This is a genomic window from Asticcacaulis solisilvae, assembly GCF_017875235.1.
GTDB classification, from domain to species: Bacteria; Pseudomonadota; Alphaproteobacteria; order Caulobacterales; family Caulobacteraceae; genus Asticcacaulis; species Asticcacaulis solisilvae_A.
Window position 1 is genome coordinate 138,714 of the sequence record NZ_JAGGMI010000005.1, and the last position, 14,575, is coordinate 153,288.

Sequence of the window (14,575 nt, forward strand, 5' to 3'; positions counted from 1 at the left end):
CGGTGGTGCCCGCCGCCTGCGCTTTAGGCGTCTATATGCTCAGCCAGTCGCCCGCCTGCAAGAGAGGCTTTATAGCGCTTCCAGACCGACGCGCAGACGTACGCCCGCGACGACCGCGTCCTTGATCGACGGGTCACCCGACGGGCGGCGGATATATTGCAGGTCCGGCTGGATCGAGAAGCCGCTGCGGATTTCATAGCGGTAGCTGAGTTCGACCGTCGTCTCGGGTTCAAGATCAAGGCCCAGGCTGTCCGCATAGGGATAGCCGAAACGCGCATGAGCGATCGCCAGCCCCACTGCATCGGAGTCGCGGCCGGGGAACGGTCCGGTATAGACCAGCCCCCCGCCGGCATAGCTTGCCACTGCCTGGATGTCAGGATTGGCCACACCCGAGCGAACCCAGCCGGACAGGCCCTGCCCGTCGTCCGTGGCTTCGCGGATAAGATCATACTTGACCTGCGCATAGACGCCGTCATTGCCCTTGATCCGGCCCAGGCCGTCGAGGCGATCGGCTTCGGCCGAGCATGACCAGACGCCCAGCTTGACGTAACCGCGCGGGAAGTTGTGCTCGAGTTCGGCGACCCAATGGACGCCGTCTTCGGCGTCGAGATTCAGGGCGGCAAAGCGTTTGATATTCCCCGGATCTCCCGGCATGCCGTCGAAGACACCGGCCCGCACGCGGGTCTCGTCGGTCAACCGCCATTCCGCGACGGCGCCAAGGCCCGAGATCGGAAAAATGGACGGTCCGGCTTGGGCAAAGTCGACGCCGATGCCGTGCGACGCGTTGAGAAACAGCGCACCCGCTTCCTGGGTATCGAATATACCATTGAGATTGATGATACCGGCGGTGACCACCAGGCGTTCATCAGCCGAGGTCTTGCGGACCCAGGCTTCAAACAGGCGCACACCCGCAGGCGCGTCGATATTGGAAACCACCTGGGCATCGCCGCTGTAGGTTTCGGAAAACCCGCCACCCGCATCGGCCAGCATGTAGCCGAACGCTTCCCAGCCATTGTCGCCGGTCCACGCCGCCGACAAATCGAGATTGGCCATAACCCGCGTGCCTTCGCGCAGCCCCCCCTGTTGATTGGACAGGACATCCGTGGTCAGGACAGCATCAAACGCGGTTTCCGCACTTGCCGGCACAGCCATCGCCAAGCCGAGACAAAAGGCGATCGCCTTAACCAGTATATTATTACCACAGATACGCGACATATTACAACTTCCCAGCACTATACTGGGTCAAAATTAGCATAACCTTTCTATATTAAGGTTTACGGGCAAGGTTAGCGACAGGTAAACTTCGGCCCGATTTTTGCCGGTCGAAATGCACCTTGTGTGGAATACGTTCTATTATGAAACTGTTTGCTCTCGGCCTTGTCGCCCTGCTCACCCTGCCGGCCTCCGTTCAGGCAGGGACGCCGACGACCGCCGCCTATCGCGCCTGTCTGACCGAAGCCCTGCGCCCGATCACCGACACTTCGGCCTATCGTAACGGCTCGGTGCGGGAAAAACGCGCCCTGCTGAACGGGTATAATGCCGAGGTCGCTCGCCGTCGCGCCGCCTGCCGCGTCAATAGATAAAGACGCGCCTACGCCGCTTCGACGTTGGTGTTCATCTTGGTCAGGAAGTCCGCCACGCGGCCACGCAGAACATTGGCCTGCTCTGACAGGTCCTGCGAAGAGCCATAGAGCTGGGCCGAAGCCTCGCCGCTTTCGGTCGTCACGCTCGATACGTCGTGCAGGTTGTCGCTGATCATCTGCGTGCCTTCCGCCGCCAGCGCCATGTTGCGCGCGATGTCCTGCGTCGTCGCCGACTGCTCCTCAACGGCCGAAGCGACCGAGGTCGTCGCCTGGGTGATGTTGTCGACCGATGATTTGATGTCGGACAGGGCATCGATGATGTCGCTCGACGCCAGCCGCATCTCTTCGATCACACTGTTGATTTCACCGATCGAGCGGTTGGTCTGGTTGGCCAGGTTCTTGACCTCGCCGGCCACGACGGCGAAGCCACGGCCGGCGTCGCCGGCGCGCGCCGATTCAATAGTCGCATTGAGCGCCAGCAGGTTGATCTGGCTGGAAATACCGGCGATGACGGCGGTGACCTCGTTGACGCGCTCAGATGCCTGGGCCAGCTTCTGCGCCAGCAGGTCGGCGTTCTGGACCTTGGTATAGGACTCGCGCACCAGGTTGTTGGTGACCTGGATCTGCGAGGAAATTTCGCGAATCGACGCCGACAGTTCCTCGGCGGCGGCCGCCACGGTATGAACGTTCGATGTCGTCTGGCTGGCCGCCGACGATGCCGAAACGGCCAGTCCGGCGCTGCGCTTAAGCTCGTCGGTCATGGATGAGGCCACGCGCGACAGTTCTTCGGCGGATGCCGCCAGGCTGGACACGACCTGCTGGACGTTCGTCTCGAATTCCTGCGTCAGGTGCGTCTTGGCCGTCACCAGCTCCCAGACCAGCATGGCGGCGACATATTCGCCCTTCTGGTCGCGCACGGCCGAAATCTGAAGGTCGATGGATTCGCCGCCGAGATTGATGTTGGCGCGGTGCGGCAGGTTCTGAGGAGTGCTCAGCAGGCGGCGTTGGTGTTCCGGATGCTTGTGGAAGATGTCGATCGACTGGCCGATGACCTGGTCGCCCTTGACCGGCAGGAAGGCGTCGAGCCGCTTCAGCAGGTCCAGGGTCGACGTGTTGGCATAGTTGATGCGCAGATTGTCGCGCACATCGACCGACATGACCGAGGTCGGCATGCCCTGGACCATCTGGTTGACCATGAAGGCTTCGCGCGCATTGCCGCGCAGGGTTTCCGTCGCGCGCGCCAGGATGCCGATTTCGTCGCCGCGGCGGACATAGTCGACATTAATGTCCGTATCGCCCTTCGCGATGGAGGTGATGGTGCCCGCCATGGCGTTCAGCGGCTTCAGGATGTCGCGCCACAGCAGCCAGGCCATCAGAACGACGCCGAAGATGGCCAGCGCCGACAGGATGCTGACGATCAGCTCCATCTGTTCGCCGGCTGCGACGGCGTGCGCGTCGGCCTTTTTCATCCAGGTGTCGATTTCGCCCGACAGCGCCTCGTTGCTGGCTTCCATTGCCGAGAAGCGGGCCTCGAAATCGGCCATCGCACCGGCGCCGCTGCCTGCAGCAATACCGGCCAGGGCGGTTTCGCCGGCGGAGGTGTAGGCTTCAAGGCTTTGCAGGGTGGCGTCGAAGCTCTTCTTCAAGCCTTCCGGGACATTTTCCGCGCGGTTCTTCTCAAGATTGCTGCGGAAATTGGCGGCGTGGGCGCGAAACTCTTCCTGGGCACTCGTCACGCCCTGAACGTTGCCGGACGACTGGGCCACCATGGCGCCCAGCACGTCGGAATTCATGGCGTCATGCATCATGTCGCCTTCCATGTGCCGTTGCGTGATGACGGTAATGGTCGACGACTGCCTGATATGCGCTTCGGTCAGGTTCGAAGAGTGCCAGTTGACGCCGACGACCGTCATGACCAGGCAGGCACAGGTGGCGCCCAGGCCGACAAATTTCGTTCGCAAATTCATACTGTTACTCCGACTGCGATGCGCCCCCGTCCGGCCATTGCGCTTTCAGGCGAGATGACCGGTGCGACCGTACACTTATGTACCCGCATCATGCTTAACGCGGCCTTAAGTCCTCGCCTGTCAGTTGAACAAAAACACGGTGCGGTAAGCGGTAACAGTCCGGTTTTATTTGAGAAAGCGGGTTCGCATCACGCGATCGCCCCCCTACATTAAGACCATGTCCTCCCGCAGTTCCCGCCTCACCTACGCCATCGGCGACATCCACGGCTATGACGGCCATTTCGAACGCCTGCTCGACCGTATTCGCATCGACGCGGAACTGGCTGGCGAAAAGCCATGCATCGTGCTTTTGGGCGACTATATCGACCGCGGTCCGGCGTCGCGACAGGTCCTTGAGCGCATCCTGCGCCTTGAGGCCGCCGAGTGGTGCGACCTGATCGCGCTGAAGGGCAATCACGAAGACGCCCTGCTGCGGTTTGTCAAAGAGCCGGAGTTCGGCGAAACCTGGCGCGACTGGGGCGGCGCCGCGACCCTGGCCAGCTATGGCGTTGCCATGCCGTTCCTGACCAACGATCCGCAGGTGTGGCAGGATGTCAGCGCCGCATTCTCACGCGCCATGGATCCGGCGCATCGCGCCATGCTGGAACGACTGCCGGCGATCTATCAGGCCGATGACTATCTCTTTGTCCATGCCGGCGTCGATCCCGACAGGCTTTTGACGGAACAGGGACCGGAAACATGGATGTATATTCGTGGCCGCTTCCTGCGCTCCGAAAAGGCCTGCGACCATGTGGTCGTTCACGGTCATACGCCCGATGATGAACCGTCCAACCTGCCGTGGCGCATCGGCGTCGACACCGGCATCTACTTCAACGGCATACTGACGGCCGCACGGCTTCACGGCGAGACACGTAGCTTTCTCAGGGTCGAGGGCGATATCTGATTAAGTCATGATTTCCAAGCCATCTTTCGGCTTGGCAAGGGCGACTGCCCGCCCGAGCGGAGGCGAGGAGCCTCGCGGCGCTTGAGCCATAAAGAGGTGAGACGGCACGACCCGAAGGTGAATTCGTTGTGGCTGCTGCCTTCCGGCCCTGACCAGGTTGGCGAGGCCTTCGCCCGCACCGTCTCACCGCCTATATGCGTATTTTAACCGCCATGCGCAAGAGCATTTTCGAATGCCACCGGTGTCAATCCTGCTTGCCCCACCGCGCGCCCCATGGCAAGGTCGTGCAAAACAGGGAATACAGACATGATTTCGCGTGCACGCCTTACCGCCTTTATCCTTTCGGCAGCGCTTCTGACGGCCCCGGCTTTTGCGGAAGTGATCGGACAGAACGTACCTGCCCTGCCTCTCACGGCCGAAAGGGTCGCCAGCTTGCCCGAAGCAGATCGGGCCGCCTGGACAACCTACATCCAGACATCGAAAACATTGCAGGCGGCGGACAAGGCGGCGCTCACTGCCGAGCGTGAAGGTCTGACGGCTGTGCCCAAGCCTTCGCCCCACGGCGACAGCGCCAAGACCATGCCGTTGAAGAACGCGGCGGAATGGTATGCCACGCCTGAGGCACGCAGCGTTGCCGACACCATTGTCAGCTTCCAGACGCCGGCAGGGGGCTGGGGCAAGAACATGCTGCGTAACGTGCCTGCCCGTCAGCGCGGCCAGTCCTATACCGGCGACAATGTTTCCGCGCACCTGAAGCCCGGCGACAATGATCAACCGGCCGAAGGTGGCTGGAACTATGTTGGCACCTTCGACAATGGCGCGACGACGACCGAGCTGAAATTCCTGGCGCGCGTCGGCGAAGCCCTGCCCGGCGCGGAAGGCGACGTCTACCGCAAGGCGGTTCTGCGCGGCCTGGAATACATGCTGACCGCCCAATTTCCCAATGGTGGCTGGCCCCAGGTCTTCCCGCTGCAAGGCGGCTATCACGACGCGGTCACCTATAATGACGACGCACTGGGCGACGTGACCGAAGTCCTGACCTTCGCCGCCGAAGGCCGCAATGGTTTCGGCTTCGTGACGCAAGGCTTGCGCAACCGGGCGCGCACGGCGGTCGATCGCGCCGTCGAATGCATCCTGCTCACCCAGGTGCGCATCGACGGCAAGCTGACCGTCTGGGGTCAGCAGCACGATGCCCTGACACTGGAACCGACCTCGGCGCGCAACTACGAGCCGCCGTCGCTGGCGAGCGCTGAAAGCGCCGGCCTGCTGGTCTACCTGATGCAGATCAAGAACCCGTCGCCGCGCATCGTCGCTTCGGTGCATGCCGGCGTGGCGTGGCTCAAGGCCGCCGCTCTGCATGACGTCGCCTGGATCAAGATTCCCGACGACCGCGTATTGCAGCCGCAACCCGGTGCCCCCTTGTTGTGGTCGCGCTATTACGACTTCAAGACCGGCAAGCCGATCTTCGGCGATCGCGACAAGTCGATCCACGACACGGTCACCGAGATCAGCCAGGAACGCCGCCGCGGCTATTCGTGGTACAACACAACCCCGCAAAAGGCGCTGGACGCCTATGCGAAATGGAGCCAGACTCACCCTTAAACCCCCTCTCCCTGCTTGGGGAGAGGGTTGGGGTGAGGGGCTTACCAGCCGTTCAGCAAGATCGGAAAAGGGTTTGCCCCTCATCCGGTCCAGGCCTCGCCGGCAGGTAAAGCTGAACCACCTTTCCCCGCCATAAAAGGGAGAAGGAAGTGGACACACTCAACGGTTACAGCCGGCGCTGGTGGAAGGAAGCGGTCGTCTATCAGATCTATCCGCGTTCCTTTTGCGACAGCAATGGCGACGGTATCGGCGACCTGCGCGGCGTCCTCAGCAAGCTTGAACATATCAAGGGCCTGGGCGTTGATGTCATCTGGCTGAGCCCGCATTTCGACTCCCCCAATGCCGATAATGGCTATGACATCCGCGACTATCGCGCCGTCATGGCCGAGTTCGGCGCCATGGCCGATTTCGACGCACTGCTTTGCGCCATCCACACCGCCGGCATGAAGCTGATCATCGACCTGGTCGTCAACCATTCCAGCGATGAACACGTCTGGTTCGCCGAAAGCCGCAAGGGGCCGGACAATCCCTATCGCGACTACTATATCTGGCGGCCGGGGCGAGGGAATGAACCGCCCAACAACTGGACCTCGATCTTCCTGGGCCCGGCCTGGACGCGCGAGGGCGACGACTGGTACCTGCACCTGTTTGCCAGCAAGCAACCTGATCTCAACTGGGAAAACCCAAAGGTACGCCACGAAGTCCATGACCTGATGCGGTTCTGGCTCGATAAGGGCGTTGACGGCTTTCGCATGGACGTCATCCCGTTCATTTCCAAAGATCAGGAATTCAAGGACCTCCTTGCGGATCAATGTGCCAAGCCGCAATTCGCCTATACGACCGGGCCAAAGCTTCACGAATATCTGCAGGAAATGCGGCGTGAGGCGCTGGCCCCCTACGACACCATGACGGTCGGTGAGGCGTTTGGCGTAACCCTTGACCAGACGCCGCTGCTGATCGACGAACGGCGCGGCGAACTCGACATGATCTTCCAGTTCGATACGGTTGAGATCGACCGCGGCGCCGACGGACGGTGGAAACCGTGGACCCTGCCGGAGCTGAAACGTATCTTTACGCGCCACGAAGCGGCGCTCGACAAACACTGCTGGCCGACCGTCTTCTTTTCCAACCACGACAATCCGCGCGTCGTGTCGCGCTATGGCGACGACAGCCCGCAGTGGCGGATCAAGTCCGCCCAGGTCATGGCGACCTTGCTCCTGACCACGAAGGGCACCCCTTTCATGTACCAGGGTGACGAGATCGGCATGACCAACTTTCCGTTCACCGCGCCGGAACAGTTCGATGACCTGTGGACCAAGGCGGCCTGGCGCGAAGAGGTCGAAAGCGGCCGCACAACGTCCGAGGCGTTTCTCTTCAATCAGAACAAGGTCAGCCGCGACCACGCTCGCACACCGATGCAGTGGTCGGACGCGCCGCACGGCGGGTTCACGTCGGGGACGCCGTGGCTGGCGGTCAATCCGGACTATGTCGAGGTCAATGCCCGAACGTCTGGTGCGCTATACGATGCCTTCGCCCGTCTGATCGCGTTGCGCCATGCCGAGGCGGCCTTGGTTTATGGCGACTTCCGCGACCGCATGCCCGATCATCCACATCTGTTCGTCTATGAGCGGACGATCGACGGCAAAGGCTTTGTCGTGGCGCTGAATGTCTCTGCCGAGGACCAGGCGTGTGACCTGCCGGGCGACGTCGTGTTCAGCAATTACGGCGACATCTCCCCTGCCCTGCGCGGCTGGGAAGCGCGGGTGTGCCGCCTTTAAGCTCCCTCTCCCCGCTTAAGGGGTTTGGCGCCAGCGAAAGTACAACTTTCGCCAGCCATCGGCTGGGGTGAGGGCAGCGGACAGTAATGCAGGTGCGACCTCTACAGTCGCCCCTCATTCGGTCGCAAGCGACCACTTCTGCCCGTAATGCCTGCCGGCGAGGCCGGGGAGAAGGAAAGGTAATTTTGCCTTTTCCGCTCTTGTATGTCACAAGCCCGGCCGATGAACGATCCGATTTACGAAACCCTGGTGCTGCCGATCGAAGATGGCACCGTTGCCCTGCCCGACGACGGCGCCCTGTTCCTGCGCGCGCGGACCGGCTTTCCGTCCCTCCCGACCGCGCAAGTGCTCTGCGAACAAAGCTTTCGGCCGGCCTATGACGCCCTGATCCGCTCCGGCTTCACTCTCCGCGACACAAATGACGGCCGCGCCTTCGGCCTGACCCTCGTCCTGCCTCAGCGCCAGCGCGACGAAAACCGCGCCCTCCTGGCCCGGGCCGTCATGAGCACACGCGACGGCGGCATCGTCATGGCGGCGCAATCGAATACCCAGGGCGCCAAGACATTCGAGAATGAACTGGAAGCCCTGGCGGGTAATGTCACCAGCCTGTCGAAAAACAAGTGCCGCGTCTTCTGGGCGCGCATCGACCAGAGCCAGGTCGATTCCGATTTACTGGAAGCATGGCTCGCTAACGACGCACCGCACCGCAATGACGCCGGCTATCTCAGCCGTCCCGGCCTGTTCGCCTGGGACCGTATAGACGCCGGCTCACAGAAGCTGATCGACCATCTGCCGGCCGACCTGTCCGGCCGCGCCGCCGATCTGGGCGCCGGTTTCGGCTATCTTGCCGATGCAGCCCTGAAGCGCTGCCCGAAGCTCACCCATATCGACCTCTATGAAGCCGAACAGCGCGCGCTCGACCTGGCGCGCGAGAATCTGGCCGAATATGGCGACCGCGCTCAATTCCTCTGGGCGGACGTGACGCGCGGCGTGACCGGCGACTACGACGTGATTATCAGCAATCCGCCCTTCCACGTCGATCGCGAGGACCGCAGCGACATCGGCCAGGCCTTTATCCGCGCCGCCGCCGGCGCGCTGAAATCCGGCGGACAGTTGTTCATGGTCGCCAACCGCCACCTGCCTTACGAGGACACGCTGAAGGCCGCCTTCAAATCGGTAAAGATGCTGGCCGATACCGGCGGCTACAAGATCATCCAGGCCATCGGTCCCCAAGCTAAACGCAAATGAAGCTGATCAAGCACCTCGCCAATCTGGGTTACGGCAGCCGCAAGGAGGTCCAGAAGCTCCTGCGCATGGGCCGGTTCACCGACGCGGCCGATAACACGATCGATGAAGACAGCGCGATCGCCCACGCCGATATCCGCTATCGCGGCAAGCCGCTCGACCCTGACTTTGGCGTCGTGCTGATGCTCAACAAGCCGACCGGCTATGTCTGTTCACTGAAGGACCGCGGGCAACTGGTTTACGAACTGCTGCCCGAACGTTTCGCCTTGCGCAAGCCGGTCCTGTCGACCATCGGCCGGCTCGACTCGGACACGTCAGGACTTCTGCTATTCACCGATGACGGTGACTTCCTTCACCGCATCATTTCGCCGAAAAATCACGTTTCCAAAATATATGAAGTGACGTGCGCGCGACCTATCGACCGGAAATATAAGGATATTTTCGCCTCCGGCACGCTGGTTCTTGAGAGCGAAAAGGACGCACTTAAACCAGCATTTCTGGAAATAACCGGTCAGACGACAGCCCGCCTGACGCTCTACGAAGGCCGCTACCACCAGGTCCGGCGCATGTTCGCCGCCGTCGGCAACCACGTCGAAACCCTGCACCGTTCACAGATGGCGGAACTGACGCTCGGCGGCCTCGAGGCCGGCCAATGGCGTGTTCTGACACCGGCCGAGCGTGATGGGTTACTCGTTAAGCCGGATGCGAGTTAGGCAGGACGTGGATTGGCCAGCGGCGCGTAGAACTCCGGCCGGCGATCGCGGAAGAAGCCCCAGGCGGCGCGGTGGGTCTTCAGGTAATCGAGGTCGAATTCGGCGACGAGGACGCCCTCTTCCTTCGCCCCATATTCCGCCACCTTGTCGCCGCGATGATTGGCGATGAAGCTGTGGCCGTAGAAGGTCTGGCCGCAACCGTTCTGCGGCGAGATCAGGCTTTCGGTGCCGATACGGTTCGACGCCACGACCGGGATGACATTGGCGACCGCGTGGCCCTGCATGACGCGCTGCCAGGGGGCTGCGGTGTCAAGCGAATCGTCATGCGGTTCCGAGCCGATGGCCGTCGGGTAGAACAGGATCTCGGCGCCCTGCAGGGCCATGGCGCGCGCGGCTTCCGGATACCACTGGTCCCAGCAGATACCGACGCCGATGCGGGCATATTTCGTGTCCCAGACCTTGAAGCCGGTATCGCCGGGACGGAAATAGTATTTTTCCTGATAGCCCGGGCCGTCGGGGATATGCGACTTGCGATAGACGCCCAGCAGTTCCCCGCCGGCGTCAACGACAACCAGGCTGTTGAAATAGTGCGGGCCTTCCGATTCGTAGATCGAGGTTGGGATGACGACATCCAGTTCCTTCGCCAGCTTCTGCATGGCCAGGACCGCCGGATGCGTGCGCCACGGAAAGGCGGTGGCAAACCACTTTTCTTCCTGGCTGACGCAGAAATATTCGCCCTGGAACAGTTCCGACGGCAGGATGACCTGCGCGCCCTCGGCCGCGGCTTTGCGGACGAGCGCTTCTGTCTTCGCGATATTGGCGTCCATGTCGGAGCCGTAGGCGGTTTGCAGCGCCGCGACTTTCACCGTGCGGGTCATGGCAGGTACTCCAGAAATGATTGGCCGTTCGCAGATGGGAACGACACGAAGATTCTCAAGCCTTGATCAGTGGAACCTGCTGGCTGATGCAGTGAAAGCTGCCGCCGCCGGTCAGGATGGCCTTGGACGACAGGCCAACCACCTGGCGCTCCGGGAACAGGCTCTGCAAGGCCTCGACCGCCAGTTCGCCCGGCCGTTCCTTGTAAATCGGCACGACGACGCAATCATTAGCGATCAGGAAGTTCATATGTGAGGCCGGCACGATCTCGCCGTCTTCGTCGGTCACCTTCCCTGGCGACGGGATGCGAACGACCTGAAGCGACTGGCCGCGCGCATCGGTCTGGCTGGCCAACAGGCGCGCGGTGGCGTCATAGACATCGGCATTGGGGTCGTCGCGACCATAGGCCACCGGGCAGGCCACAACCCCCGGCGCCACGAAGCGCGCCAGGTTGTCGACGTGGCCGTCGGTATGGTCGTTCAACATGCCGTCGCCCAGCCAGATAACCTTGCGCGCGCCAAGCGCCGCCTTCAGTGCAGCTTCGGCCTTTTCCTCGGTCCAGCCGGGATTGCGATTGGGGTTAAGCAGGCATTGCCGCGTCGTCAGGACGGTGCCGTGGCCGTCATGGTCAATCGCGCCGCCTTCGAGGATGAAGTCCTGAAGCTCCCCTTCGATACCATCGGACGCGCTGATCTGGGTTGAGACCTCGTCATCGTGCGGCAGCGCATATTTACCGCCCCAGCCGTTGTTGCGGAAACCAATCGGCTTGGCCTGATGCAGGTCGTCCTCATCGGGATCGTCGGCGACATAGACGGGACCGGTGTCACGGAACCAGATGTCGCCAAAGCGGCCGTCGACGATTTCGACGCGTTCGACATCGCCCAGCAGGCTTTGCGCCGCCTTGTGCGCTTCATCGCCCATGACCATGAGCTTGACGTGTTCATCGCCCATTTCCGCCAGGACGCGCGCCAGGGCCGCGACTTCAGCCTGGGCCGGAATCAGATCTTCCTGCCAGAGGATTTCATGGCTGGGAAAGCCGAGCCACATGGCCTTGTGCGCTTCCCATTCCGCGGGAACCAATCGTGTCATGTCACTTCCTGGAGGTTGACGAAGCCTCGTTGGGACGAAGGGCTTCATGTTCGCCTGCTCTTACCACAGGCGGAATTGTTTTGACTATGATTTTGCGCAAAAGAAAACGGCCTCCGGATGACTCCGGAGGCCGCTATCTTAGCCCTCAAACCGTAAGGTTTAGAACGCGGTACGCAGCGACAGAACGAAGGTGCGCGGTGCACCGACATTGATGAACGGACGCGTACCGTTCTTCACCGCACCGGTGTTGTCGGTGTAGGCAAAGGCGTTGTTTTGCGAGGTGATCGAGCCCAGATACTGTTCGTCGAGCAGGTTGACGACGTTCAGCTGCAGATAGGTGCCTTGCTTCAGGAACGGCAGGTCGTAGCGTACCGCGGCGTCGACCTTCACGAAGCCTTCCGCCACTTCGTCGTTGACGTCCGTGGTAAAACGGTCGCCGACATACTTGGCGGTCACATCGACGTTCAGCCTGCTGGTAGCCTGGTAGTTCACACCCGCCGTAGCCATCCACTTCGGCATTTCGGTCAGTTGCTTGCCCTTGGTCATCAGGTAGCGGCCGACGCCCGTCGCGGTCTTGGCGTATTCCAGGTTGTTCTGCATCACGGCGTCGGTGTAGGTCACGCTGCCGTTCAGAACCAGGTTGCTCAGAGGCGTCCACGCCGCCGAACCTTCGAAGCCGTTACGCTTCACCTGGCCGACGTTACGGTCGAACGAAGCGCCCGAGTCGCGGTCGAAGGCTTGGATGATGCGGTTATCGTCAACGGCCGAGAAGAAGGTCGCCGTACCTTGCAGCGTCGGTGCGCGGTAGCGATAGCCGAGTTCGATGGTTTCACTGGTTTCCGGCTCCGGATTGGCAACCGAAAGCGCGTTGGCCTGGACCCACGCACTGTTGGTCGTCAGTTGGGCCGAGTTTGTCAGCGTCATGGTCGTCGGGATCGGCGTATCGAAGACGGCGCCGTAATAGCTGTCGGTACGCGGCGACGACATCGACTGGGCGTAGGTGAAGAACACCTGGTTGCCTTCGTTGATGCGATACGTCAGGCCCATGTTAGGCAGGGTCTTCTTGAAGGAGACCGTGCGCGAATAGGGCGAGAAGTACAGGCTGGTCGTCGCAGCATTGGTGCCGCTGCTCTGGATCGCGACAACCTTGACGCCGTCCGACATGGTGACCGAGTTCGTCGGGACCTGCGTCGTGCAATACGGCGCCGTCGAACCCGTGCCGTTGATCGGCGAGTAGCAGAACTGGTTCAGTTCGCGCGTCAGCTTCTGGTCACGAACACCGAATGACACGAACAAGGCGTCGTCGAAGAAGCGGCCGCGATATTCGAACGAGAAGACGTCGACATTGGCCTTCGACAGGCGGTCACGGCGCTTCCAGTAGGAACCGTCGGCCGTCTTGATGCGCAGGTCGTGGTTGGTACGGCCGCCGAAGACGTCGATCGCGGCGTTGTTTTCGTCAACCAGGGTCGCTTCACCAGTCTGGCGGTGGCGAGCACGGTCAAACGAGGCGCCGAAACGCACGATCTGCGAGTCCGTGACCTGATAGATCAGGCTGGAGTTGACGCTGTAACGGTGCGTGTTGGTGGTGTTCGGACGGTAGATGGTGATCGTGTCGGCGACATCGCTATCACCATTGAGGTTCACACCGGCAACCGTGCCATAATTGGCGCCGCGCAGCTGCGGGCTGTTTTCCGCCAGGGTCGAGTTACCGCCGCCATTGGCCAGGGTGTACTGGAAGGTCGGGTCAACCGTCAGGGTCAGCTTATCGCTGAGAACCCACTTCGACTGGCCGCGCAGGTTACCCGTATTCGACGGGTTGATGTTGCCGGCATTGATCGAGCTGTAGTCGTAGCCGCAGAACGGCGCGACGTTACCGGCCGAGCCACCAACCGCCGTATTGGTGTCACATTCGCGCTGCGGCGTCGAGGGACCGAACTGGAAGTGGTTACGGTTTTCGTTCCAGTGGCCCGACAGGCTCATGAACGAGCCTTCGTCACCAAGATCCTGATAGATGCGGAAGTTGTACTGGTTTTTCTGCAGGTGCGGATTGATGTCCGGATCGACATTCGGCTCACGCGTCCAAGTGTCGTAGCTCTGGCCGGAATAGGCGAAGAATGCCTTGGTGCCCCAAGGACCGAACTTGCCCGAGTCGAGGCGGACAAACAGTTGCTTGAAGTCCTGCGAGCCCAAGCTTACCTTTACGACGCCACCCATTTCATCTTCGGGCTTGCAGGTCGTGTAGTTGATCGTACCGCCGGTGGCGGAAGCCGACATCGAGTCGACGTCGGTGGCGCCGGTCTGGACCGTGGCCGAGCAGATCAGTTCCGATTCCATCTGCTGGTTGGAGTAGATGGCGTAGTTGCCCGAGTCGTTCAACTGGGTGCCGTCGACGGTCAGCGAAACGCGGTCGCCGTTCAGGCCGCGCATCATGATGTTGCCGCCCGACGAACCGAAGGCGTCGTTGTTGGTGAAGTTATAGCCCGGGACCAGGTTCAGGGTTTCGATGATGGTCTGGCCGGCGGTGCTCTTCGAAATCGTGCCCTGATCGATCGTGGCCTTGGCCTTGGGGCCGGATTCGCGACGAATCGGACCGGTAGCCTTGTTGCCGCGGATGACGACTTCCTGGGTCGGCGCGTCGAGGTCCTGGGTGGCGGTGGACTGAGCGAAGGCGCCCGTGGCGACGGCCAAACCGGCAAATGCCGTGCTGGCCAAGATCAGTGTTTTATTCAGTTTCATTCGGGAGTATCCCCTCTCCAGGTTCAAAGCACACAAACCCACC

Annotated in this window: 11 protein-coding genes and 1 other RNA gene; 6 read left to right on the plus strand and 6 right to left on the minus strand. The window is 61.6% G+C overall.

Features of this window, described 5'->3' with window-relative positions; all coding sequences use genetic code 11:
- Positions 1-69: 69 nt before the first annotated feature.
- On the minus strand, positions 70-1,215 hold the full coding sequence (locus J2X24_RS10390) for a carbohydrate porin (protein WP_209720658.1): 1,146 nt from the start codon (positions 1,213-1,215) through the stop codon (positions 70-72).
- A 140-nt stretch (positions 1,216-1,355) separates the two neighbouring features.
- On the opposite strand from J2X24_RS10390, the gene J2X24_RS10395 reads away from it, so the two are divergent.
- Entirely contained in the window at positions 1,356-1,583 is a 228-nt protein-coding gene (locus J2X24_RS10395; RefSeq protein WP_209720661.1) for a hypothetical protein, read from the plus strand.
- 8 nt (positions 1,584-1,591) lie between these two features.
- On the opposite strand, the gene J2X24_RS10400 is transcribed toward J2X24_RS10395, so the two are convergent.
- Positions 1,592-3,550, minus strand: a complete 1,959-nt coding sequence (locus J2X24_RS10400) for a methyl-accepting chemotaxis protein (protein ID WP_209720664.1) — start codon at positions 3,548-3,550, stop codon at positions 1,592-1,594.
- Between the two features lie 217 nt (positions 3,551-3,767).
- Between J2X24_RS10400 and J2X24_RS10405 the strand changes: the two genes are divergently transcribed.
- Positions 3,768-4,493, plus strand: coding sequence for a metallophosphoesterase (locus J2X24_RS10405; RefSeq protein WP_209720667.1), 726 nt, complete (start codon positions 3,768-3,770; stop codon positions 4,491-4,493).
- Positions 4,494-4,585: 92 nt separating this feature from the next.
- Here the strand turns inward: J2X24_RS10405 and ffs are convergent.
- Positions 4,586-4,681: signal recognition particle sRNA small type (gene ffs / locus J2X24_RS10410), an RNA gene on the minus strand.
- Positions 4,682-4,799: 118 nt separating this feature from the next.
- Here ffs and pelA point away from each other — a divergent pair.
- From pelA to J2X24_RS10430, 4 genes are all read left to right on the plus strand, one after another.
- Positions 4,800-6,095 (plus strand): pectate lyase, encoded by a 1,296-nt coding sequence (gene pelA, locus J2X24_RS10415; RefSeq protein WP_209720670.1) that lies wholly within the window; start codon positions 4,800-4,802, stop codon positions 6,093-6,095.
- 149 nt (positions 6,096-6,244) lie between these two features.
- Entirely contained in the window at positions 6,245-7,873 is a 1,629-nt protein-coding gene (locus J2X24_RS10420) for an alpha-glucosidase (protein WP_209720673.1), read from the plus strand.
- A gap of 222 nt (positions 7,874-8,095) precedes the next feature.
- Positions 8,096-9,121 carry a class I SAM-dependent methyltransferase gene (locus tag J2X24_RS10425; protein ID WP_209720676.1) on the plus strand — a complete coding sequence of 342 codons (1,026 nt, stop codon included), beginning with the start codon at positions 8,096-8,098 and terminating at the stop codon, positions 9,119-9,121.
- A complete protein-coding gene (locus tag J2X24_RS10430) occupies positions 9,118-9,831 on the plus strand; it encodes a pseudouridine synthase (protein ID WP_209720679.1) in 714 nt (237 codons plus the stop codon). The genes J2X24_RS10425 and J2X24_RS10430 overlap by 4 nt, the downstream gene beginning before the upstream one ends.
- On the opposite strand, the gene aguB is transcribed toward J2X24_RS10430, so the two are convergent.
- The 3 genes from aguB to J2X24_RS10445 all read right to left on the minus strand — a co-directional run bounded on the left by aguB (position 9,828) and on the right by J2X24_RS10445 (position 14,532).
- Positions 9,828-10,709 (minus strand): N-carbamoylputrescine amidase, encoded by an 882-nt coding sequence (gene aguB / locus J2X24_RS10435; protein ID WP_209720682.1) that lies wholly within the window; start codon positions 10,707-10,709, stop codon positions 9,828-9,830. The two genes, J2X24_RS10430 and aguB, sit on opposite strands and share 4 nt — an antisense overlap.
- A gap of 55 nt (positions 10,710-10,764) precedes the next feature.
- Positions 10,765-11,796 (minus strand): agmatine deiminase family protein, encoded by a 1,032-nt coding sequence (locus J2X24_RS10440; protein WP_209720685.1) that lies wholly within the window; start codon positions 11,794-11,796, stop codon positions 10,765-10,767.
- 159 nt (positions 11,797-11,955) lie between these two features.
- Positions 11,956-14,532: a TonB-dependent receptor gene (locus J2X24_RS10445; RefSeq protein WP_209720688.1), complete on the minus strand. Its 2,577-nt coding sequence runs from the start codon at positions 14,530-14,532 to the stop codon at positions 11,956-11,958.
- Between the last annotated feature and the right edge of the window lie 43 nt (positions 14,533-14,575).